The sequence below is a fragment of the Acidobacteriota bacterium genome, from assembly GCA_039028635.1.
Taxonomy (GTDB): domain Bacteria; phylum Acidobacteriota; class Thermoanaerobaculia; order Multivoradales; family JBCCEF01; genus JBCCEF01.
This window is the reverse complement of record JBCCHV010000026.1, coordinates 1-21,581: the sequence shown is the minus strand read 5'-3', so window position 1 is coordinate 21,581 and position 21,581 is coordinate 1. Positions and strand designations below refer to the sequence as shown.

The window sequence follows — 21,581 nt, the reverse complement described above, 5'->3', positions numbered from 1 at the left end:
TCTCTACTTCAGCGAGGCCACCGGTGCCGGAGGCGATGGAACGATTTATCGGCTTTCCGTGGATCGCTCGGAATCACGGGTCTACCGTCACGTACCGCTGCGGGAAGTCGAGGGGTTTTGGTCTGGAAATTTCGCATTCGAAAGCAGCGGGCGCCTGGTGGTGTCTTCTGGAAATCGTCGGCCGGCCGGAGTCTTTCGAATGCAGGGTCGTCGATTCGTTCGTCGCTACGGCCACGATCGATCGATCAAGGGATTTTCCATTCTCGGTTCCGGCGATTTGATCTTCGCCGACTTTCGTCATCGGTTGTTTCGACTCGAAGACTTCGAGACTCGATCGCTCGTTTATGAGGATGATCGATTCGAATGGCTCAGCGATGTTGCCGTCAGCCGGCCGCCGAGCGACTCTCGCTGCACGATCCGGGGCCGGCTGACCGGCGGCGACGAGTTATTGCCCTTGACCCTCGTCTATGCAAAGGGTCCGGATCTGAGCTGGCGGCACGTCGAGGGGGTTCGGCCAGCCTCGAACGGCACCTATGTTCTCTCCGGCCTTCCCGCCGGTCGCTATTGGGTGCTGACCGATATTCGAGCCGACACGGGTGCCGATTGGGAGCCGGACTTTCGGCGCATCGACTGCCGAGGCACGGTCACCGGAATCGATTTCGTGCTGCGCTGATTCGGCGGTCGAGAATTCGATCGAGCCCGGAGATCCTCACCGTTTCGTAGGTCGCGTTCCTCGCGATTCTTGGGAGCTCGCGGGCGATTGTTGCCTTCATCGCTTCGCGGGCCGGCTCTGCTTTCGGGGTGGTCGAGGGATGGCCCGAGGGGGCCGTCTCGGTCCTCGTCGAGACCCTTTCCCGAGCTCGACCACCATCGTCGTCGACTTGGCACTGAGATCGTCGGTGATCTCGGGATCTTGAGACCAGGCTTGGCCTTTGGACGCGGGGCCATAGAGACCAAAGTAGTAGCGGTACATGCAATTGGTGTAGTTCTCGACGGTCAGGTAGTCCTGTCCCGAAGCCATGATGTTGGTGCCGAAGTGGAAGTTGTATCCCTTGTGATCTCCACCGGGCATGTCGCGCTCGCTGCCGATGGTGATTCCTTGTCCTACCTTGGGGACAGCGAACTGCTCGATTCCGTACTTCTTGCTGAGGCGGTTTTTCTGGCGCCGCTTCAGGCGGCTCCAGGCTCTGAGGGCGGCGAGGCGCGACAGGTTTCGTTTGAGCTCCCGTCGGAAGATTCGCCGGTAGATCTCGCTCGATATTCTCTCCGTTGTGGTCAGCAATCCGCCCGGGTATTGGTCGCCTCCGTCGTAGATCCATGCCTTGGTTCGCCAGCCGCCTCGGGTGATCCCCACAAAGCTGCCCGAACCGGGTTTCTTCGCTCCCAGCAATTCCTGCGCGGCGGTGCCGCAATCTCGGGTCAGATTGAGGGTCTTCCCGCTTTTCCAGTGCACCATCTTTAGTTTCTCGAGCCGGCGGCGGGTTTTCTTGCCGGGAATGGGAATGATGAGATGACCGTTGGTGATGATCTTGCCAATCGATCCGTTGCGCCGCAGCACTGCGTTGGAGCTCCGGACCAGTGAGCGTTCGGCCCAGGCGTCGCGCGTCTCGTGCCGAACGGCCATTCGGCCGTCGTCGGAGACACGGTTGTAGGGCTTGCCTTTGACCTTGGTGTAGCGCTGGACGAGATCGCCTTTCGCGGAGCGATCTGAGCCGCTGGTCGGCAGGAGCGCCGCGGCCGATTCGCCGCGCACCACCCGTTCCGCCACCTCTTCGGCGTTCCGCTCGTAGCGGTCTCCAGGCCTGCCGATTCCTCCGGCGAGCTCCAGTCCTTGTCGTTGCTGGACGACGTGGGCCGCTTCGTGGGCGGCCAGACGAAGGTCCGGCGGTTGCGCAAAGGCGATTCGTTCGCCGCTGGCATAGGCGGCGGCGCCGAGATCTCGGGTAGCTTCTCGAGCAGGGCCTCCGACGTGGGCTTTGATGGCCGAGAGACGGTGCCGCGGTCCGAACGATTGCTGAATTGGGGCGAGAAACGGCAGGGCTTCGGACGCGCCGGAAGTACCGCGCTGAGCGATTGCCAGCGGGTGTCGACGGCGGGCATTGGGATCTGCACGGCGTTTGGTGCGCGTCGCCGCGCTCTGGTCAGCGGATCTGGGTTTGGGCGATCGAGCTTTCAGGAAAGATCTCCTCATCGCTATTCCGCCCTACTCGTCGCTGAAAGCTGGTGAGAACGGCGGGTTCGATTGCGATTGGTTTTTTGAAAGAGGACAGCTTTCCAGGAGCTGGCTTGGCCGAGACGGAAAAGTTACCGCCGATGAGCCTGGAAAATGCCCCGGGGCAAGCCGCAACCCGGTCGGACGCTGGAAGAGGCGGTGTTCGGACGACACCTAGTCGCGCTGGGACCGTTCCTCGATCCGGCGGCGCAGTCCTGCGATCTCCTCGCCGGTCGCCGGTCGCCAGATTCTGCGCTCGCGGCGTCGCTCGATGGCACCTGGGGTGTAGCGGATCGAGGTCACCAGCTTGCCGTCGCCATTGAAGACGTGGGCCCGGCCGCGGGCGCCGAGCACCACCAAGGTTTTCTGGCGGGTGTCGAACAGCAACTCCTCTTCGCCGGCCCGGGCCAGGTCGGCGAGGGCCATGTGAGTGGGGCGATCGCCCTGGCGATGGCGCTGCTGACCATGACGGGTCTTGCGGTCCTTGGCCCGGCGGGCCTTTTCGAGGCGGCGGGCGAGGCCGTTGAGGAGGTTGGTGAGGCGCTTGCCGAGGGGCACCGTGTCGCCCTTGCCGCGATAGGTGATTTGGTCGAGGGCGGTTTGCGCCCAGCGCACCGGCTCGAGCCAAGGCAGATCGCCGAGGCGATCGTAGAGGTTTTCGAGCGGCTGGCCGTCGGGGCCGAGACCGAGCACGTTGAGGCCGAAACGGCGGCGGCCGCGGCGATGGCGAGTCGAAACCAGTTGAAAGGACAACGCCACGGCGGAGGGGCGACCGGAGGGATCGGGAACCGAGTACCAGCCCGAGGCCACCTGGCCGTGGAGGCGGAAGCCGGTGGTGCGGTCGCGGTAAGCGGGGAGCAGGTCGCGGGTCAGGTCGCCGCTGCGCAGGGTGTGGGCGAGCAGCGCCGGCGGGCGCTCGTAGAGGCGGTCGACGCGCTTGTCACCGCGTTCGAGCAGTAGCTGGCCGAAGTCGATGAACTGCGGCAGCCCCGTCGAGCCGTAGCCCCGGAACACCTCTCGGCTCGAGGTCGGCGCCGCATGATCGCAATCGGGAGTTCGGCAGCGCAGGCAGAAGATGCGCCCCGGGCGGAAGGCGGCTCGGTGGGCCAGCAGCCCTTCGATGGCGCGGTCGAGCTGGGTGGCGAGGTTGTCGGCGGTCGACCGCACACCGCCGTTGCGCAGCGCCGTCGAGAGGCTCAAGGGCAGGTCCAGGGTCTCGTCCCCGGAGCGCATCAGGTGTCCCCAGGGATGGCCCTCGATGCGCACCCGCAGCTCTTGCGCCAGCAGCTCGACGGCCTTCTCCAGGCGTTGGTTTCTTCGTGTCAAGTCAAGCGCCCTCTCGCCGACGATTCTATGTCGCGCTGCCGAGGACGAGCGGCCGAGGTTATGATCTCCTTTCGCGGCGCCGGCGATCCGGCGCCCTGAGCCAACCCCGAAAAGGAGTCCAGCCGTGCCTGCCAAGAAGATCCTGCCGATTGTCCTGCTGCTGACCCTCGTCCTGGCCCCGGTCGCCTTCGCGGAGACCTATGGCGCGGGAGTGAAGGAAACCGAGACCACCTCCATCGCCAAGATCGTGGCCGACCCCGACGCCTTCGACGGCAAGCGCGTCCGGATTGCCGGCGAAGTGCTCCAGGTGTGCCCGATGGAAGGTTGCTGGATGGAGCTCCAGGAAGGCGAGGATGGCGACAAGATCCGCGTCAAGGTGCAAGACGGCGTGATCGTCTTTCCGGCCTCGGCGGTAGGCAAGAATGCCGTCGCCGAAGGGGTCGTCGAGCTGCTGCCGATGAAGCGCGAGGCCTATGTTCGCTGGCTCCGTCATCTGGCCGACGAGCAGGGCAAAGAGTTCGACGAGGCGAGCGTCGGCGAGGGCCCCTACCGCCTGATTCAGGTGCGCGGCGAGGGGGCCGAGATCGCCGATGAAGAAGGCTGAGGCCGGCGCCGAGCTGCGCGGCCGGCGCTGGATCTACCGCGGCTCGGTGATCGACCTGTCGGTCGAGTCGCTGCGCCTGCCCAATGGTGCCGATCTCGATCTCGAGCTGATCCATCACCAGGGCGCCGCCGCGGTGGTGCCGATGATCGGCGATGAAGTGGTGATGGTGCGGCAGTATCGCCACGCCGCCGGCGGCTGGCTGTACGAAATTCCAGGCGGCAAGCTCGATGGCGACACGCCCGAGGATTGCGCCCGCCGGGAGGTCGAGGAAGAGGTCGGCTATCGCGCTGGCGAGCTGGTCTCGCTGGGATGGATCTGGACCACGCCGGGCTTCACCGACGAGAAGATCTGGCTTTACCTGGCCCGCGATCTCGAGCCGACCCGCCAGGCCCTCGAAGAGTACGAAGTGCTCGAAGTGGTGCGCTTGCCGATGGCCGAGGCCGTGCGCCGCGCCGCCAGCGGCGAGATTCCCGACGCCAAGACCGTCTGCGGCCTGCTGCGGGCGTCGTCCGTCCTCTAGCAGGCTGCTGAAAAAGCCGTCGGCAACCTGCTCCCGAGCCCGGAAGGGCCCGGCGCCCCCGGCTCGGCGGCGGCAAGGCCGCCGCGACGGGAGAAGAGGCCCAAGAACCACGCTTCTTGGGCCGGAGAGGGGCGCTCAGCCCGGGACGCGCAGTCAGGGGCGCGTAGCCCCTCTCGGAAAAAACAGCTAGCAGCGCCGAAAAGTCTCGATCCTTGGCAGGCTTGGTTCCCAAGTGCTCCCGAGCCCATCGGGCGAGGCGGCGGCAGGGCCGCCGAGGACGGGGGTGAAGGCGCGCGACATGCGCGCGCGCCTGAGGGGGGCGCCTCTAGCCCCCCTGGACCAAGACATACTCCTGAAATCCGTGCCGTAGCAGGAAAGAGCGGTCGACGCGATACTGCGGCGCCAGGTTGGCGAGCTCGGCGGGCGGGAGACGCTGGGTCGGACGGGTCTTGGTGGAAGGGTAGCGGTACTCGAGGTCGGCCTCGCCACGCAGGACGAAGGAGCCCGGTTCGAGGGGCATTTGGGCGTGGGAGGCGATCATGGTGAAGACGCGAGTGCCCGCTGCGCTCTGCTCGGCGAGGTGACGGAACAGGCTGCGGGTGGTCTCCCGCGGCAGGTAGCTCGGCAGGTCCCAGGCGAGGACCAGATCGGGGGGCTCCTGGAGGTCGATCAAGCGCCGGAACTGGCCGACGGGGTCCTCGCCATGGAGGGAGCGGTAGAGGTCCGCGACCTGCAGGCGGCAAGGGAAGCGTTGGGAAAAGTAGTCCAGGTTCTCGCCCATGGCGGGACCGAGATCGAGAATCGACAATCTCTCGGCGTTCTCGAGCTCCGCGAAAACCAGCCCCAACGCCGGAGAAGGGTGAATCTCCGGCGTCGGCTCGGTCGGTACCGTCGGCGCGGGGGCCTTGCGTCGAAACCAAGCCATCGGCGGACTCAGCGGCGCTGGCCTCCCCCACCGGCCGAGGCCGCCTTCGGGCTGCCGGAGCCAGCGGGCTTCTGCTGCTCTTTGGTGCTCGGGCTCGGCTTCGCCGGAGGCGCCTTGGAGGTGCCCGGCTCCATGTCGATCGAGCCCTTGAACTGGGCGCCGTCTTCGAGACTGACTCGGGGCGCGGTGATGTTGCCGCGCACGTTGCCCGAGCGACTGACGAAGATCTGCTCTCCCGACGTCAAGTTGCCCTCGACGCGGCCCTCGACGCGGATCGTGCGGCCCACGATGTCGGCCTTGACCCGCCCCTGCTCGCCGACCACGACGTCATTGTTGGGCAGGTCCACCTTGCCTTCGACCTGACCCTCGATGCGCAAGTCTTCGCCGCCGGATAGCTCGCCTTGAATGCGAATCGACGAGCCGATGACGGCGGCGGGACCGCCGCTACTGGGTTTGGCTGGGGCCGGACGGCTCGGAGCAGGGGTCGCCGCGGCGGGTGTGGCGGATGCTTCATCCTCGGTCTTTTTCCACATGACGGGATCTCCTCGAAGGTTTTAGCCCATAGAAAATAGAGAATGAATAACCTGGGGTCAAGGCTCCGGCGAGCAATTGTTGGATTTTTTCTGGGTGATGAAACGTCGTCGCCCGTTGAATCGACGATAATTCCAGCAGAGGCCGTTTGTTGGGTTTGAAAATTGATTAGAAATCTTTTCTCGAGGCGGTTCATGGAGCGCTGTTCAAGAGGCTCGCGGCCAACCGATCCTCCGCTTCGAGGCCAGGAGTCGAAGCGATGAAAAGAAAAATCTGCCCGTGGAGTGTCCTGCTGTCCTGCCTGGTCGCCTTGACCTTCACCGGCTCCGCCTTCGGAGCCCTCCACTACGAGGCCGAGTCGTCCGTCGCGACCGACGGCCAGCCACCCCTGGCGACTCGCATCGAGGCCTGGGTCGATGGCGAGCGGTCGCGCATCGATATCGTCGAGAGCAGCAACCCGCTGCTGCCGGCCGGTTCCTACCTGGTGACTCAGGATGGCGGCCAGACCGTCCTGCGGGTCGATCCCAAGGCCGAGACCTACGCGGTCTTCGACGTCGACGGTCTGCTCAAGGTGGCCGGCACCATGCTCGGCGGACTGCAGGGGATGCTGCGTCTTCAGATCTCCGACCCGGTGGTGGAGAAATTGGTCGACGAAGAGTCCGAGGATCTCTTCGGTCTCGCCACCCGGCACGTGCAGTACCGCACTACTTACGAGCTCCAGATCAAGGCCTTGGGCATGAAGCGCCGGCAGCAGGTCGAGCGCCTGCAGGATCTCTGGATGACGAGCGACATCGAGGATCCGGCGATGACCGTCTGGCTGCGCAGCCGCTCCCAGGCGACCGGTAACGAAGACCTCGACCGACTGATCGCCGCCGAGCTCGACAAGGTCGAAGGATTGACCCTGAAATCCACCGAGACCTCCACCAGCACGGACAAGAAGGGGCGCCAGTCGGTCACCCGTTCGACCCTCGAAGTCACTTCCTTCGAGCGCGGCGCCGAGCTCGGCGATGACCGGGTTCGGGTGCCGGCGGAGTACCGCGAGGTCGAGCCGATCACGACTCCTGGTCAGCAGGAGGGGGGCGGCAACCCCTTCAAGGGCGTGTTCGGCAGGGGCCGGTAGGGGGCGATATTCAGGGCGACCGCGCAATGGGCTTCGCGCCCGCTTCTCGTCGGGGTCACAGGCGCGCCGGGAAACAGTAGACTCCCCGCCGATGGGACTTCGCGCCACCTTTCTGGGAACCGGTACCTCGACCGGCGTGCCCGTGATCGCCTGCTCCTGCGACGTCTGCCGGTCGTCCGACGGGCGCAATCGCCGGCTACGATCGAGCCTGCTGGTCGAGAGCCCCGAGGTGGTGCTCTGGATCGACACCACGCCTGACTTTCGCCAACAGGCGCTGCGTCAGGGGGTCGAGCGCATCGATGCGGTGCTCTTCACCCATGCCCACGCCGACCACATCTTCGGCCTCGACGACCTGCGGGTGTTCAATTTCCGCCAGCGAGCGGCGATTCCCTGCCACGGCTCGGTGGCCACGCTGGAGGCTCTTCGGCGTACCTTTGCCTACATCTTCGAGCCCGGTTGCGAGGGCGGCGGCAAGCCCCAGATCGAGCTTGTACCGGTCACCGGAGGATTCCGTCTCGGGGACCTCGAAGTGCAGCCGGTGCCGGTATTTCACGGCTCCCTCGAGGTGCTCGGTTTCCGCTTCACGGCGGGCTCCGCCTCGCTCGCCTATGTCACCGACTGCTCACGCATTCCGGTCACCAGTGAAGATCTCCTGACGGGCGTCGACACGTTGATCCTGGGGGCCTTGCGCTATCGTTCCCATCCGACCCATTTCACCGTCGAGGAGGCCATCGCCGCGGCCCAGCGATTGGCCGCCCGGCGCACCTTCTTGACCCATCTCTCGCACGAGGTCGATCACGCGGCACCGCGGATCGAGCTGCCGCCGGAGGTCGCCTTCGCCCATGATGGACTCGTACTCGAAGTGGATTGATGGACCGGTGCCGAGCGGCCGCAGGGTGGCGGGCCGCGTCACACCGCCGTCGTCGAAGAGCCTGACCCACCGCTATCTCAACCTGGCGTTGCTGGCCCGACGTCCGCTCGTCGTCGAGCGTCCCCTCGAGGCCGAAGACACGCTGCTCTTCCGGGAGGCGCTGGCGGCGATCGGTTTCGCCGTCGAGGCGGACGGTGACCGCCTGCGGATCCGGCCGCCTGTCGCGCCGGCGACAGCGGCCGACATCTTGTGCGGCAACGCCGGCACCATGTTTCGGTTCGTCGTCGCCAGCCTGGCGACCTTGCCGGGAGCCTGGAGGGTCGATGGCGTGCAGCGTCTGCGGGAGCGGCCGATCGCCCCGTTGACGGCGGCCCTCGCCGAGCTCGGGGTCGAGCTCGAGGGCGGCGACCGGGCTCCGCTGACGGTGCGTGGACCGAGCTTGGCGGGCGGCGCGACGAAGCTCGATGCCGGAGCGTCGAGCCAGTACCTGTCGGCTCTCCTGATGGCGGGGCAGCGGGCGACCGGACCGGTCACGATCGAGGTGTCGGCGCTCACCTCGCTGCCCTATGTCGACCTCACCCTGCAAGCGCTGGCCGATTTCGGCGGGCGGGTCGAGAAGCTCGGTGCGGGCCGCTGGCGCACCGTGCCGAGCGCTCTCGATGGTTGCGACCGGGTACGGGTCGAAGGCGACTTTTCCGCCGTTGGTTACCCGGCCGCCGCGGCGGCCCTGAGCGGTGGAGAGGTCACCATCGACGGTGTTCGTCGCGACAGCCGACAGGGGGATCGGGGCTTCCTCGCGGTGCTCGAGACGATGGGGGCAGAGGTGCAGTGGAACGACGGCTCGGTGCGGGTGCGCGGCCCGGCCGTCCTCGAGGGGCTGACGGCGGACCTTTCGGCGATGCCCGACCAGGTTCCCACCTTGGCGGCCCTGGCGCCCTTCGCCCGCGGCGTCACGCGGATCACCAACGTGCCCCACCTGCGGGTCAAGGAAAGCGACCGCCTGGCCGCCATGGCCGAGGAGCTGACGCGGGTCGGCGCGACCGTCGAGGAGCTCGACGATGGCCTGGTGATTCCGGGAGTTTGGGCCGACGGGCCGACTCCCGAGACGCCGTTCGAGACCTCCTCCCACGGCGATCATCGCATCGCCATGAGCCTGGCCCTGGTCGGCCTGCGGCGCTCCGCGATCACCATCGGCCAGCCGGCGGTGGTGAACAAGTCGTACCCGGCCTTTTGGCGCGATCTCGCTCGCCTCTTGGACTGATTCGACCGGCGTCTTCGTGGTAGTCTTTGCGCGAGTTTTACGCAAAGAGAATTCTTCAGATTTAAAGCGAGGGTCGTCATCCCGCTGGAAGATCTGTGCCACCCGGTCGCGCAGCCGGCCGAACCGCAGGACCTCGCCCTTTCCGAGGCGGCGCCGGGACTCACCGACCGAGAGCGCTTGGCTGTTCTCCTTCAGGCAGCGGCTCTGCTCGCCCTGCTGGAGCGCTGCGGTGGTCGCATCGTGGCGCCCTGGCAGGGTGCCAAAGTCGCCTCCGGTGCTCTCCTGCGCGGCGTTTCCGTGGCCTCCGGGCGCTCCTCTCGGTTGCCCCAGGATCTGCTGCGACTGCTCCTCGGTCGACTCTTCGGTGGCGTCGAAGTGGCCGGCCGGGGTGAGGCGCGGCGAGTGGCTCGGGCTCTGCTCGAGCACTGGAACCTCGGCCTGATTCCGATCTCCGTCGATCGCGCCGTCGAGCAAATCCTCGACCAGGCGCGGTTCCTCTGGCAGGAGTCCTTCGCCGAGGCTCGCCTGGCGCTGGCCGGCGAGGGTCCGGCGGGGGAGGTCCTGTTGGCCGGTCCGGCGGGCTGGCGTCACGCCGTGGCGAGGGTCGGACCGGACTACTCGGCGGTCGCCCGCTGTCTGCGCGGGGCCCAGGCCGCCAAGCTGTGGAGTGAACGCGCTACCGGAGGGCGCCTCGGACGCCTCGAAAGGGCCCGCCGCTGGCTCGCCAACGGTCGCTTCGAGCGGGCGGTCGGAGAGGTCAAGGGGGTTGCTGGCGTGGCCGCGGTCACCCTCCGCTTGCAGGGGCAGTACCTGCTGGGCCAGCTCGGTCCGGCGCGGCGGACCCTGGGAAAGCTCGATCCTGGCGAGTTGACGGCGGCGGAGGCGGTCGAGATCGCCCCCTGGGCGCAGCGCATCCTGATCGGCCGGGGCGATCCCGAGGGAGCCCGGGAGTGGGTCGATGCGGCTTTGCGGCGGGCGCGCCGAGGCAAGCGCGAGAGCCGCGCCCGGGCCCACCTGCTGGCCGCCTGGGAGGCCTGGGACCACGGCGATCTGAAGCAGATGGATCGGGCCCTCGAGGGAGCCCGCTGGTTGCGCGACGAGGCAACGGACGGCTGGCGCTGGTGGCAGGCCGACGGGCTGCGCCGGCTGTCCGAGGGCCGCCCCGAGGCGGCCGTCATCAGCCTCGAGCAGGGGCTCAAGGGGCGACGCTCGCTGCGGCGCTTCGAGGCGGCGGCGCTGTGGAACGACCTCGGCGTGGCGCGCGGCGAGACCGGCGATCTGGCCGGCGCCGAACGGGCCTTTCTGCACGCCTTGCGCCTTTATCGCGGCTGTGATGGCCCGCGGGCGGTGACCCTCGGTCTTTCGAATCTCGCCGAGATTCGCCTCCGCCGTGGACGCCTGGCCGGTGTCGAAGCGGTGATCGAACGATCGCTGCTCGAAAACCGGCGCTCGGGAAACGTCCGCGGCCTGGCCTTCGATACCGGCCTGGCGGCGCGCCTCGAGCTGGCGCGCGGCCGGCCGGCGGCGGCCCTCGAGATGTGTCGCTCGGCGCGCGATGATCTGCAGCGGCGGGGTCTCGAGGGTCAGGACGAGTTGATGCGGCTGCTCGCCGGCCGGGCGCTCGGTTGGCTCGGTCGGCCCGATGAGGCCCGCGAGGAACTCAGCGGTCTGGGGCCGGCGGCCCTGGGGCAGATCGAGCCCGAGGAGCGACCGGCTCTGTGGGCCTTGGCGGGCGATCGCGAGAAGGCCGCGGCCGAGATCGGCGAGAGCCGCCTGTGGCGACTGCTGCTCGGGGGAGAAGAAGTTGCGCCAGAGGTCTGGCGTGAGCTCGAAGGCCTCGAGCCGCTGCGCGCCGCGCGCTGGGTCTTCGATCTCGAGCTGTTGTTCCCAGGGCGCTCCCCGGCGCGCTGGCGGCGCCGCGCCTTGTCGACCCTGCGGCGGGTCGGCGCCGGCCTGCTGGCGGAACAGCTGGAGGGCCGTGAGGAAGGGCCCTGGGCCGCCATCGTACGGTTTCTGCGCGCCGAGTCGACGACCCCCGCCGCCGCCGCGCGACTACTCGAGGAGGCCGGTTACAGCGACGCGCGGGTGGTGTGGACCGCCGGTTCCGAGCTGTGCGTGATCCAGGATGGACGCGGCGGCCCGGAAGGTCTCGAGGCGTCCGCCGGCGGCGGTGAGCTCAGCCTCTATGTACCCCAGCTCGATGCCGTCCTCGAGGCTTTCTTCTGGCTGATCGCGCGAAATCTCGAGGTGCCCAGCACTCCCCGAGCCGCTGCGGCCGGGGGGATCGTGGGAGAAAGTCCAGCCCTGCTCCAGGCCCTCGAGCGCTTGAAGCGCCTGGCGCCGGAAGATCTGCCGGTGCTCATCCGTGGCGAGAGCGGCACCGGCAAAGAGCTGTTCGCTCGCCGGCTTCACGACCTCAGTCGTCGCCAGGACGAGGCCTTTCTGGCGGTCAATTGCTCGGTGTTGACCGGATCCCTGTTGCTTTCGGACCTCTTCGGTCATGTCCGCGGCGCCTTTACGGGGGCCGACCGGGACCGCAAAGGGGTCTTCGAGACCGCCGACCGTGGCACGGTCTTTCTGGATGAGATCGCGGATCTACCGGGCGATGCTCAGGGCATGTTGCTGCGGGTCTTGCAGGAAGGAGAGGTGCGCCCCGTCGGCTCGGCCGAATCGAGGCGGGTGGACGTTCGGGTGGTGGCGGCGAGCCATCGCGACCTCGCCGAGATGGCACTCCAGGGAGCCTTTCGACACGACCTGTTCTACCGTCTGCGCGGCGCCGCCGTCGAGCTGCCCGCCCTGCGCCAGCGGGGCGACGACATCTTGCTGCTCGCCGACAGCATTCTGGCGGGTCGTGGACGATTGAGCGCGGCGGCTCGTCGAGCCATGCTGGCGCACCGCTGGCCCGGTAATGTGCGCGAGCTCGAGAACTCGCTCAAGGCGGCCCTGGCGTTGAGTGGCGGGCGGGTGATCGAGCCTCGACATCTCGAGCTCCTAGAGCAGCCGGTCAGCGCTGACGAGGACTATCACCGAGCGGTCGAGGGGTTCCGTCGTCAGCTGGTGGAGTCGGCCCTCGAGCGCGCCGACGGCAATCGCGCGGCGGCGGCTCGTCAGCTCGGACTCACTCGCCAGGCCTTGTCCTATCTGGTCAAGAAGCTCGATCTCCGTCTCTGAATCGAGGTCCCGTAAAGACTTCGCAGCAGCGTCAGGTCAGCAAGGGCCTGAGCTGGCGGGCGATCGCTTCGAGGCCGTTGCGATCGTGCTCGTCGAAGGCCGCCGGCTGGTGAGAATCGAGGTCGAGAACGGCGATCAGCTCGCCCTGGTGATCGTGAATCGGAACCACGATTTCGGAGCGGGAGTCGGGATCGCAGGCGATGTGGCCGGGAAACTGATGCACGTCGGCCACCACTTGGGTCTTCTGCTCGCGGGCCGCGGCGCCGCAGACGCCCTTCTCGAAGTCGATTTCCAGACAGCCCACCGGCCCCTGGTACGGGCCGACCCGGAGCTTGCCCGGCGCGACGACGCGATAGAAACCCGTCCAGCTCGCCTGCGGGACGTGTGAGTGAATGACGGAGGCGACCGTTGCCATGATGGCGACGGCATCGTCGATACCCTCGAGGAGGGCCGAGATTTCCTGCTGGGCTTGATCGTAGCGGCTACTCATGAGGGCGATCCTAGCTCGGATTGCTCACCGATGTTCGACGACATGACCGGTTGATCTCAGGTCGAAGAGGCCCTTCGAGGGCAGCGCCAAAGGCTTACTGTACCGCCGGCTCGAACCGTTTTGCCAATTCGGATAGAATCTGCCGGTCTCGAGTGACCGGTCCTCGGTCCATTACCCCGATTACAGCCCATTCTGTTTTTTGGAGATCTCAATGTCGATTCAAGTCGGCCAAACTGCCCCGGACTTCTCTCTGGTTCGCAACCCTGGTGAAAATCCCGTCAGCCTGTCCGATTTCGGCGGTCAGAAAAATGTCGTGTTGCTCTTCTTCCCCCTCGCATGGAGCTCCGTCTGCACCGCCGAATTGTGCTCGACTCGCGACAGCTATCAGCAGTACGGGGACCTCGATGCCGAGGTCGTGGGAATCAGCGTCGACAGCCCCTTCGCGCTCCAGGCCTGGTCGCGGGAGCAGTCCTTCCCGTTCCCGCTGCTGTCCGACTTCAACAAGGACGTCTCGAAGTCTTACGGTGCCCTCTTTGAAGACCTGATGGGCTTTCGTGGCGTTTCGAAGCGGGCCGCCTTCGTGATCGACAAGAGCGGTGTGGTGCGCTATGCAGAGGTTCTCGAGAGTGCCGGGGATCAGCCGAACTTCGATGCCATTCGAGAGGTGCTCGGTCAACTTTCGTGATTTGAAGGTTGCGAGAAATATCAGTAGCCGTCTATTAAACCATTGACTTCATCATTGATGGCCTCGATAATGGTAAAGGCGATGATCGAAAAGGAAGTGTTTTCGCCTAGTTCTTATATGAGAAGTCAAGTGATCGTTCCTGAGGAGGCGACCCCGAAATGGCAAACGCCAAGTTGTTGACCCTGTCCGAAGTCTCGAGGCGGACAAAGATCTCGATGCCCACGTTGCAGCGGTACAAAAAAGAATTCCAAGATCGCATCCCTTCGGAGGGCGAGGGCCGGAAGCAGCGATATCCGATCAAGGCCCTGGAGGTCTTCAAGGCGATCAAGAAAGAGAACGTTGGCAAGCGTGGTCGGCCCCGCAAGGCGGCCGCCGCAGCGAAGCCGAAGGCCCCCAAGGCGAGTCGCCGCGGTCGGCGCACGACGGCTGCGAAGAGTCAAGCGGCGCCGGCAAAGGCGGAGACCTTGATGACCCTGACCCAGGCATCCAAAGAGACCGGTATTTCTTACCCGACTCTGGTGCGCTACACCAAGGTCTTTGCCAGCCAGATCCCGCACGAGGGGACGGGGCGTAAGCGGCGTTATCCGGCTGCGGCGTTGGATGTGTTTCGCAAGCTGCGTTCGGAGAGCGATTCCCGCCGCGGTCGTCGCGGGCCTCAGAAGGCGAAGGCGGCTCCGGCCAAGCGCAAGGCTGCTCCGCGCAAGGCCGCGGCGGCGAGCGAAGGCGATCTGGTAAAGCGAATTCAGGCGCTCGAGAGCTCGCAGGCGAGTCTCGAGAAGCAGGTTCGTGCCTTGATCAAACAAAACATGAAGCCGCTCAAGGTGACGATCCAGCGGGTTTGATCAAGCCGCAGTCCGTAGTTGGAAAAAGAAACCACCCGTTTCGGGTGGTTTTTTGTTGTTATCGAAGTTTCTGATTCGGCCCTCTGGTCGGTCGAAGAGAGTACCTGGCTGATCCCCATGGGGCGCGCCGTGCGCATCGTCTTTGGTAGATCTCTTGGCCCGTCAGAGGCTCTCAAAGATGATCCCAACCGACGGCGGTCAAGGGCCGAGGGCCCTTCTCGCCCTTTCGAAATAGCCCGCGGCGAGCGATCAATCGTCCGATCGGTGAACAGCGAAATTTCCGCGGCGGGGTGGCGCCGGCAGGCAGAGTGAACAAAAGAACATAGTCCTCTCCGCCACCCAAGGCGAGCTCGACTTCGTCGAGATCGAGCTTGGCGGCGAGGCGATCGCTGCTGGCCGCCAAGGGAATCCGCGAGATGTCGATCTCGGCTCCGACACGGCTCTCTCGGCACAGACGTTCGAGATCGAGCAAAAGGCCATCGGAGAGATCGATGGCCGCGATTGGAAAGGGCATCGCGGCGAGAGCTCTTCCCAGATCGAGCTGAGGGGTTGGCTGTAGGTGGCGCCGGATAGCTCGTTTGGCGGCGGCCGCTTCGCTGCGGGAGAGCTGCAAGTCCGTCGGCAGACGACAGGAGCGAGGCGCGAGCCAGCCGCCGGTCTCGATCAGCTTGCGACCGAGGGCCGATTCGCCAACCGAGCCTCCCAGCCAGAGTCGGTCTCCGGCGCGACCGTTGGCGCGCTCGAGCCATTTTCCTCGCCGTTCGCCGGTCACGGTCATGGTGGTGATCACACGGTCCGGCTGGTGCGCCAGATCGCCGCCGGCGAGCACCAGACCGTAACGCTCACAGGCTGCCAGAAGTCCGGTGAAAAAGCGCCGGTGATCGAAATCACGGGGCGCCGCCACGGTGACGAAGGCATAGCGTGGCTCGGCGCCCATGGCCGCCAGGTCCGAGAGGTTGACGGCGGTCAGGCGCTGGCCGAGGAGGCGCGGGTCGAGGTCCGGCGGGAAGTGAACCCCGGCGATCTGGCTGTCGACGCTGACGGTGGACTCCGGGCCCGCCGGCAGCACCGCGCCATCGTCTCCCGGACGGGGATGCTCCGGGCCGCCGTCGAGGCGGCGCCGCAGCCAGCGCAGCAGGCGATCTTCGTTCGCCGCCATTTCGAGACGGAGTCCTCAGCGACGCTTGCGGCGCGCCGCCAGGGTCTGATCGAGAACTTCGGCCATCGAATCGACGAATCGAAACTCGATGCCCTTCTGCAGTTTCTCGGGCACTTCGGCGAGATCCCGCTGGTTGAGCTTTGGTACCACCACGGTGGTCACGCCGGCGATCTTGGCCGCCATCACTTTTTCTTTCAAACCACCGATCGGCATGATGTCGCCGCGCAGAGTGATCTCGCCGGTCATCGCGACCCGCCGGTCGACCGGGCGTCCGGTGAGCACCGAGATCACCGCCGTCGCAATGGTGATTCCAGCGGAGGGACCGTCTTTCGGAATCGAGCCCGCCGGAGCGTGGATGTGGATGTCGTGGTGGGAGAAGAAGTCGGCATCGGCGCGGCGGTCTTCGGCTGCAAAGGAGCGGGCAAAGGAAAGGGCGGCCTGGGCCGACTCCTGCATGACGCTGCCGAGCTGGCCGGTGAGCAAGAGCTTGCCCTTGCCCGGCACGGCGATGGCTTCGATGAACATCAGGTCGCCGCCGGTGGCGGTCCAGGCGAGGCCGGTGGCGACGCCGACGCGATCCGTCGCCATCAACTCCTCGCCGTGATGGCTGGGAGGGCCGAGGAGCTCCTCGAGCTCGCCGGCCTCGATCACCCGGGGCTCGCCGCGCTCTTCGTCGGCTTCGAGCTTGCGCGCCACTCCGACCGCCACCTTGCGGAAGACCCCGGCGAGACTGCGCTCGAGGTTGCGCAGTCCGGCTTCGCGCGTGTAGTCGCGGATCATGCGCTCGACGGCGTCGGCGGTGAGATCGACATCGTCCGTCTCCAGGCCGTTCTCGACCATTTGCTTGGGAATCAGGTGGCGCTGAGCGATCTCCAGCTTTTCCGCCGCCGTGTAGCCTGACAGGCGAAGGACCTCCATGCGATCGAGAAAGGCTGGCTGAATCGGCTCGAGGAGGTTGGCTGTAGCGATGAAGAGGACCTTCGAGAGGTCGTAGGGAACCCCCAGGTAGTGGTCGACGAAGCCCGAGTTCTGCTCCGGATCGAGCACTTCGAGAAGAGCCGACGACGGGTCGCCTCGGTAGTCGGCCCCGAGCTTGTCGATCTCGTCGAGCATGAAGACCGGGTTGGCCGTCCCGGCTTGCCTCAGTCCTTGCAGAATGCGCCCCGGAAGGGCGCCGACGTAGGTTCTGCGGTGACCGCGGATCTCCGCCTCGTCGCGAACTCCGCCCAGCGACAGGCGGAAGAACTGACGATCGAGAGCGCGGGCGATGGAGCGTCCGAGGGAGGTCTTGCCGACCCCTGGAGGACCGACGAAGCACAACAGAGGTCCGCGTGCGTCGTCCTTCAGCTTGCGCACTGCCAGATACTCGAGGATCCTCTCCTTGATCTTGGCGAGCCCGAAATGATCCTCGTCGAGCACCCGCTGGGCAATGCCGAGGTCGAGGCGGTCGGTGCTCGAGTGGTTCCAGGGCAATGCCGTCATCCAGTCGAGGTAAGTGCGGATGATCGAGGTTTCAGCGCTCTCCGGGTGACTCTTCTCGAGCCGCCGGATCTGGCGCTCGAGCTCCTCGAGAGCTTCCTCCGGGATTGCCTTCTCGCGCGCCAACTGGCGGTAGTTGTTGATCTCGTCGCGCAGCTCATCGCCTTCGCCGAGCTCGTCCTGAATCGCCTTGAGCTGCTGACGCAGGAAGTAGTCGCGCTGGCTGCGGTCCATTTCGCCGCGCGCCTGGTTGGAAATCTCGTGCTGCATGGTCAGCACCTGGATTTCCCGCGCCAGCAGGCCGCTGACCTTGCCGAGGCGTTCCAGGGGATCGAAGGTTTCGAGAACCTCTTGGGCTTCCTGGGCCGGTAGCTCGAGGTTGCTCGCCGCCAGGTCGCTCAGCCGGCCCGGCTGCTCGAGGTTGGCGGCGATCACCATCACTTCCGGCGAAATATTCTTGCCCAGGGCGGAGGCGCGATCGAGGTTCTCTTTGACGCTGCGCATCAAGGCCTCGAGCTCCAGGGGCTCGAGCTCGGGCTCGCTCTCCGGCATCGTGGAGATCTGCGCCTGCAGGAAAGGCTCGGTCTGACTGAGGTGCTCGACGCGAGCGCGGCTATGGCCCTGCACCAGGATCCGGATGCGGCCGTCCGGCAGCTTGAGCATGCGCATGATCACCGCCACCGTGCCGATGGTGTGGAGGTCCTCGGGGCCCGGGCTCTCCAAATCCTCTCCGAGCTGGGAAACCAGCATCACCATACGGTCGCCGGAGGCGAGCGCGCGATCGACCGCCTCGACGCTGGCGTCCTGACTGATCGACAGGGGAACGATGATGTACGGAAACACCACCGTGTCCTTGAGCGGTAGGACCGGCAGCACGTCCGGAACGATTTCTGCTTTCGCCTTGGGCCTCAAAATCTCACTTCCTTCACGTCGTGGGGGCAGATCTTACCGGCCGTGGCGCTGCGCGGGATGCGCGCCGCTGGTGCCGATCGTCGATCGGGCCGATCTCGCGAGCTCGAGAGTCGAGGTCCCAGGAGGAGGGAGCGGCTCAGGATAAAGACTTGATGTCTTCCTGATTGCCGACCAGCCCTTTGAGCACATCCATGAAGGCGTCGATGTCCTCGAAGCGGCGATACACCGAGGCGAAGCGGACGTAGGCCACCTGATCGAGGCCCTTGAGGCTCTCCATGATGAAGGCGCCGAGCTCCTGGGTGGAAATCTCGCGGTCTTCTTTGACGTGCAGCATGGATTCGGCTCGGTCGGCGATCTCTTCCAGGCTGCGGGACGACACCGGACGCTTTTCGCACGCCTTGAAGAGCCCGGCGAGGAGCTTCTGACGGCTGAAGTCCTGGCGCGTGCCGTCGCTTTTGACGACGCGGTAGGGAATGTCCTCGATCTGCTCGTAGGAGGTGAAGCGGCGGGCACATTCGAGGCACTCGCGGCGTCGGCGAATGGTGTCGCCATCGCGGCTCTCGCGGGAATCGACCACGCGATCTCGGTTGGCCGAGCAGAAAGGGCACTTCATGGCCGGCCGGGGTTACTCCCGGGCTTGCAGCGCGATGCGCAAGCGCAGCAAGAGCTTTTCGAGCTCGCTCGGGTTTTCGAGATCGATGTGCAGGCCACGGACGGCATCGACGACGTTGCTGTCGCCGTCTTCGACCTGGAGGGACAGCGTGACCCGCCGCACGCGCTCGAAGTCGGCCCGTTTCAGGGTCAGGGCAAGGCTGCGGTGGAGCTCGCCGAGGCCGTTGCTCGAGGGCTCCGGAGTCGGCCCGAAGGACGGCGTCGGCGCTGCCGGTTTCCGGGGCGGCGGTGGCGCTGCCTTCTGCGGTGGGGCGGCTGCCTTGGCCGGCGGCGGCGCCGGTGCCTTGGCTGCGGGCGGCGGCGCTTTGGCCGGTGCCGCCTTCGCCGCCTTCTTGCCGCTCGGCTTGGCGAGGGCGGCTTTGCGCAGTTGGTCGAGCTCTCCCAGCACGTCACGATCCTTGAGCTGAGGTCGCGAGGCCTTGGGAGCGGCTTTGGCGGCCGGCTTGGGACTCGCTTTGGGCGGCTGCTTCGGTGGCGCCACCGTCGAAGTTGCCGCGGCCGGGCTCACCACCTCGGCTTCGCCGTCCCGCGCCAACCTCTGGCGCAGCGACATCAGGGTCAGCTTGGAGATGCCCTTGAGAGTCTCGAAAACTCCCTGGCCGTGGACGGCCGAGGCCTCGTAGGCGGGCCAGTCGCACTCATTGAGGGCCTCTTCGAGCTCCTCGACGGTCAGGATGTCCGGCAGGTCGCGCTTGTTGTACTGCAGCACCAGGGGGATGCTGTAGACGGACAGGCCCATCTCCTGGAGGTTCTCTTCCAGGTTCTGGAACGACTCGATGTTGGCCTGTCGCATGGCGCGCTGCGAGTCAGCCACGAACACCACCCCGTCGACGCCCTTGAGCACCAGCTTCCGGGTGGTGTTGTAGAACACCTGCCCCGGAACCGTGTAGAGCTGGATGCGGGTGCTGAAGCCTGAGATCTGACCGACGTCGATCGGCAGCAGATCGAAGAACAGGGTTCGATCCGTCTCCGTCTCGAGGGAAACCATCTCGCCCCGCGACGTATCCGACGTCTTGGTGTAGATATGGGTCAGATTCGTGGTCTTGCCGCAGAGGCCAGGCCCATAGTAGACGACCTTGGCGGCCATCTGCATCGTACTGTAATTGAAGAAGACCATGGGATTTAGGGGCCCCTGAAGGCTTAGCAGCTTAGCATCGGCCTCGGGAGGGGTCAATAAACTCGGCGGCGGCGCGAAGCGGCGTCCGCATTCGGTGGCTGATTGTCCTCATCCGGAGGAAATCGATCTCCGTTTGGCGTTCTCTCCGGTCAAGGGGAGGTCGTCAGGCACTTTCCGGTCAGCAGGCTGGCTCTGGCGCTGCCAGAGAGTGCACGACTCCGTGGGGGCGACGATGTCGAGCCGCGAGCGTCATGGAAGCTCGTCGCCGTCGAGCGATGGGCGATCGAGGCGAGATAGCATCTGCCGTGCTGGGCGGACGGAGACCGGAAAACCCGGACTGCCGGCGGTGAAAGTCGGCGCGATCGGTTCGAGCCGATGGCGCGGAGATAAGGGCTCGCGAATGGCGAGCGCCAGCTATTCGGCTCGAGTCGAGGAGAAGCCAGGATGAAGACTCCGCACGGAATCGAACTCTGCACCCGGGATGGGCTGTTCGAGCATGTCGTGGCCGATCTTCGGGAACGGTACGAGTTCACCACCGACGACTGCGCGGCCGTCACGGCTTACTTCGAGACCGGGGACCTCGACGCCTACTTGGCCGGTGGCCGGGGGATCGGCCCCTACCTCTTACTCTTCCTGGCGCCACAGGGGACGTTGGAGGCTGTCACCCTCCGATTCAAGTCCTACTGGGACTGGGTGCTGGAGGATCCAGAGGCTCGCCGAGATCGCAACGACCGAGCCTTCGACTCGCTCGAGGAGCAGCTGATCTCTCCGTTCGGAGGCCTCCTGGACTACCGCTGGGGCAACTTCTTCTCGGCCGAGCTCGCGGCTTCGGTGTTTCATTGGCTCTATGGTGAGACCTTTCAGCCCGATCGCCGATTTCCGTTGCCCCTCGGGCCGCAGGGTTGGCAGCCAAGGCTGCCGGTTCAAATCGAACGACTCTGCACCGACTTGATGTTGGGGCTCGATGAGCATCTCTTCGGGCGTAGCAACGACTGCTACCACGACCATGCGCGCTACGCCCTGCTGATCTGCTTCTTCGTCTCGCTCCTGCCGAGCCTTGATATCGAGTGCTACTCGCGAGACCTGGTGAGCCGCTTTCACAAGATCGACGGCAAGAAAACCGGCAGGAGGGCACATCAGTTCAGGACGAGGAAGTTCCTGGCGCACCTGAACTCCGTCTTGTCCTCGGGAGAGCTCGACGACGGACTCGAGACGGTTCCGGTCAACGATCCCGCCGCTCTTGCTGAGCTCCGACGGCAGTTGAGCGCTGCGTCCTTGCCTCGCGAGTACTTCGCCCTCGAACAGAGCATCTTGGAGTGGGGACCGGACTACCAGGAAGGGTAGCTTCCGAGCCCTGGAGCAGCTCCGCGAAGGGCTTTCGGCGTTCGACCTCGCCAAGAGAAGGGCGGGCTAGCAGGCTGCTGAAAAAGTCCGCTTCGCTTCCTTTTCCAGCGCTGCTAGCTGTCGGTTCCGAGAGGGGCTCCGCGCCCCTGACTGCGCGCCCCTGACTGCGCGTCCCGCTCCGGCCCAAGAAGCGCGGTTCTTGGGCCTCCTCACCCATCGCGGTGGCGTCGCCACCGCCCGGGCCCCACCGGCCCCCGGGCCGGGTGGCCACCAGTTTTTGAGAAAAAAGCGATCGCGGGGGTGGGCGGTTGAGGGGGGGCGCGGGGGGCCCCACCCCGGG

Annotated in this window: 19 protein-coding genes and 1 pseudogene; 11 read left to right on the top strand and 9 right to left on the bottom strand. The window is 66.0% G+C overall.

Annotation, left to right across the window (positions count from 1 at the left end; genetic code table 11):
* The first annotated feature begins 199 nt into the window (after positions 1–199).
* On the top strand, positions 200–673 hold the full coding sequence (locus AAF604_12170) for a hypothetical protein (GenBank protein MEM7050411.1): 474 nt from the start codon (positions 200–202) through the stop codon (positions 671–673).
* 96 nt (positions 674–769) lie between these two features.
* Here AAF604_12170 and AAF604_12165 read toward each other — a convergent pair whose 3' ends face one another.
* Positions 770–1,768 (bottom strand): hypothetical protein, encoded by a 999-nt coding sequence (locus AAF604_12165; protein ID MEM7050410.1) that lies wholly within the window; start codon positions 1,766–1,768, stop codon positions 770–772.
* A 63-nt stretch (positions 1,769–1,831) separates the two neighbouring features.
* On the opposite strand from AAF604_12165, the gene AAF604_12160 reads away from it, so the two are divergent.
* The gene (locus tag AAF604_12160; GenBank protein MEM7050409.1) at positions 1,832–2,227 is read left to right on the top strand and encodes a hypothetical protein; all 396 of its coding nucleotides are present in this window, start codon (positions 1,832–1,834) and stop codon (positions 2,225–2,227) included.
* 159 nt (positions 2,228–2,386) lie between these two features.
* Here the strand turns inward: AAF604_12160 and AAF604_12155 are convergent, their stop codons facing one another.
* Positions 2,387–3,538: a hypothetical protein gene (locus AAF604_12155; GenBank protein ID MEM7050408.1), complete on the bottom strand. Its 1,152-nt coding sequence runs from the start codon at positions 3,536–3,538 to the stop codon at positions 2,387–2,389.
* Positions 3,539–3,662: 124 nt separating this feature from the next.
* Between AAF604_12155 and AAF604_12150 the strand changes: the two genes are divergently transcribed.
* Positions 3,663–4,142, top strand: coding sequence for a DUF4920 domain-containing protein (locus tag AAF604_12150; GenBank protein MEM7050407.1), 480 nt, complete (start codon positions 3,663–3,665; stop codon positions 4,140–4,142).
* Positions 4,129–4,662 (top strand): NUDIX hydrolase, encoded by a 534-nt coding sequence (locus tag AAF604_12145; GenBank protein ID MEM7050406.1) that lies wholly within the window; start codon positions 4,129–4,131, stop codon positions 4,660–4,662. The genes AAF604_12150 and AAF604_12145 overlap by 14 nt, the downstream gene beginning before the upstream one ends.
* A 325-nt stretch (positions 4,663–4,987) precedes the next feature.
* Here AAF604_12145 and AAF604_12140 read toward each other — a convergent pair whose 3' ends face one another.
* Positions 4,988–5,587: a hypothetical protein gene (locus AAF604_12140; GenBank protein MEM7050405.1), complete on the bottom strand. Its 600-nt coding sequence runs from the start codon at positions 5,585–5,587 to the stop codon at positions 4,988–4,990.
* Between the two features lie 8 nt (positions 5,588–5,595).
* The gene (locus AAF604_12135; protein ID MEM7050404.1) at positions 5,596–6,120 is read right to left on the bottom strand and encodes a polymer-forming cytoskeletal protein; all 525 of its coding nucleotides are present in this window, start codon (positions 6,118–6,120) and stop codon (positions 5,596–5,598) included.
* A gap of 257 nt (positions 6,121–6,377) precedes the next feature.
* On the opposite strand from AAF604_12135, the gene AAF604_12130 reads away from it, so the two are divergent.
* The 4 genes from AAF604_12130 to AAF604_12115 all read left to right on the top strand — a co-directional run bounded on the left by AAF604_12130 (position 6,378) and on the right by AAF604_12115 (position 12,541).
* A complete protein-coding gene (locus AAF604_12130; GenBank protein MEM7050403.1) occupies positions 6,378–7,238 on the top strand; it encodes a hypothetical protein in 861 nt (286 codons plus the stop codon).
* A gap of 91 nt (positions 7,239–7,329) precedes the next feature.
* Positions 7,330–8,109 carry an MBL fold metallo-hydrolase gene (locus tag AAF604_12125; GenBank protein ID MEM7050402.1) on the top strand — a complete coding sequence of 260 codons (780 nt, stop codon included), beginning with the start codon at positions 7,330–7,332 and terminating at the stop codon, positions 8,107–8,109.
* Positions 8,081–9,370, top strand: a complete 1,290-nt coding sequence (gene aroA, locus AAF604_12120; GenBank protein ID MEM7050401.1) for a 3-phosphoshikimate 1-carboxyvinyltransferase — start codon at positions 8,081–8,083, stop codon at positions 9,368–9,370. The genes AAF604_12125 and aroA overlap by 29 nt, the downstream gene beginning before the upstream one ends.
* Positions 9,371–9,547: 177 nt before the next feature.
* A complete protein-coding gene (locus tag AAF604_12115) occupies positions 9,548–12,541 on the top strand; it encodes a sigma 54-interacting transcriptional regulator (GenBank protein MEM7050400.1) in 2,994 nt (997 codons plus the stop codon).
* Between the two features lie 31 nt (positions 12,542–12,572).
* Here AAF604_12115 and AAF604_12110 read toward each other — a convergent pair whose 3' ends face one another.
* Complete coding sequence (locus AAF604_12110) at positions 12,573–13,031, bottom strand: GAF domain-containing protein (protein MEM7050399.1); 459 nt, start codon at positions 13,029–13,031, stop codon at positions 12,573–12,575.
* A gap of 211 nt (positions 13,032–13,242) precedes the next feature.
* Between AAF604_12110 and AAF604_12105 the strand changes: the two genes are divergently transcribed.
* A complete protein-coding gene (locus AAF604_12105) occupies positions 13,243–13,716 on the top strand; it encodes a redoxin domain-containing protein (GenBank protein MEM7050398.1) in 474 nt (157 codons plus the stop codon).
* Between the two features lie 158 nt (positions 13,717–13,874).
* On the top strand, positions 13,875–14,558 hold the full coding sequence (locus AAF604_12100; GenBank protein ID MEM7050397.1) for a MerR family transcriptional regulator: 684 nt from the start codon (positions 13,875–13,877) through the stop codon (positions 14,556–14,558).
* A 172-nt stretch (positions 14,559–14,730) separates the two neighbouring features.
* Here the strand turns inward: AAF604_12100 and thiL are convergent, their stop codons facing one another.
* The 4 genes and pseudogenes from thiL to AAF604_12080 form a co-directional block, all read right to left on the bottom strand.
* Positions 14,731–15,717: a thiamine-phosphate kinase gene (thiL, locus tag AAF604_12095; protein MEM7050396.1), complete on the bottom strand. Its 987-nt coding sequence runs from the start codon at positions 15,715–15,717 to the stop codon at positions 14,731–14,733.
* Positions 15,718–15,732: 15 nt separating this feature from the next.
* Positions 15,733–18,108, bottom strand: coding sequence for an endopeptidase La (gene lon, locus AAF604_12090; protein ID MEM7050395.1), 2,376 nt, complete (start codon positions 18,106–18,108; stop codon positions 15,733–15,735).
* A gap of 136 nt (positions 18,109–18,244) precedes the next feature.
* Positions 18,245–18,721 carry a transcriptional regulator NrdR gene (gene nrdR, locus AAF604_12085; protein MEM7050394.1) on the bottom strand — a complete coding sequence of 159 codons (477 nt, stop codon included), beginning with the start codon at positions 18,719–18,721 and terminating at the stop codon, positions 18,245–18,247.
* A gap of 597 nt (positions 18,722–19,318) precedes the next feature.
* Positions 19,319–19,897: pseudogene (locus AAF604_12080) on the bottom strand (ADP-ribosylation factor-like protein).
* A 444-nt stretch (positions 19,898–20,341) separates the two neighbouring features.
* Here AAF604_12080 and AAF604_12075 point away from each other — a divergent pair.
* A complete protein-coding gene (locus tag AAF604_12075) occupies positions 20,342–21,241 on the top strand; it encodes a hypothetical protein (protein ID MEM7050393.1) in 900 nt (299 codons plus the stop codon).
* Positions 21,242–21,581: the final 340 nt, after the last annotated feature.

Excerpts from the sequence above, each read along its gene's own strand:
- AAF604_12145 (MEM7050406.1), top strand. The coding sequence starts at position 4,129 with ATGAAGAAGGCTGAGGCCGGCGCCGAGCTGCGCGGCCGGCGCTGGATC.
- nrdR (MEM7050394.1), bottom strand. The coding sequence starts at position 18,721 with ATGAAGTGCCCTTTCTGCTCGGCCAACCGAGATCGCGTGGTCGATTCC.
- AAF604_12110 (MEM7050399.1), bottom strand. The coding sequence starts at position 13,031 with ATGAGTAGCCGCTACGATCAAGCCCAGCAGGAAATCTCGGCCCTCCTC.
- AAF604_12170 (MEM7050411.1), top strand. The coding sequence starts at position 200 with ATGCAGGGTCGTCGATTCGTTCGTCGCTACGGCCACGATCGATCGATC.
- AAF604_12100 (MEM7050397.1), top strand. The coding sequence starts at position 13,875 with ATGGCAAACGCCAAGTTGTTGACCCTGTCCGAAGTCTCGAGGCGGACA.
- aroA (MEM7050401.1), top strand. The coding sequence starts at position 8,081 with ATGATGGACTCGTACTCGAAGTGGATTGATGGACCGGTGCCGAGCGGC.
- AAF604_12140 (MEM7050405.1), bottom strand. The coding sequence starts at position 5,587 with ATGGCTTGGTTTCGACGCAAGGCCCCCGCGCCGACGGTACCGACCGAG.
- AAF604_12135 (MEM7050404.1), bottom strand. The coding sequence starts at position 6,120 with ATGTGGAAAAAGACCGAGGATGAAGCATCCGCCACACCCGCCGCGGCG.
- AAF604_12125 (MEM7050402.1), top strand. The coding sequence starts at position 7,330 with ATGGGACTTCGCGCCACCTTTCTGGGAACCGGTACCTCGACCGGCGTG.
- thiL (MEM7050396.1), bottom strand. The coding sequence starts at position 15,717 with ATGGCGGCGAACGAAGATCGCCTGCTGCGCTGGCTGCGGCGCCGCCTC.
- AAF604_12105 (MEM7050398.1), top strand. The coding sequence starts at position 13,243 with ATGTCGATTCAAGTCGGCCAAACTGCCCCGGACTTCTCTCTGGTTCGC.
- AAF604_12075 (MEM7050393.1), top strand. The coding sequence starts at position 20,342 with ATGAAGACTCCGCACGGAATCGAACTCTGCACCCGGGATGGGCTGTTC.
- AAF604_12130 (MEM7050403.1), top strand. The coding sequence starts at position 6,378 with ATGAAAAGAAAAATCTGCCCGTGGAGTGTCCTGCTGTCCTGCCTGGTC.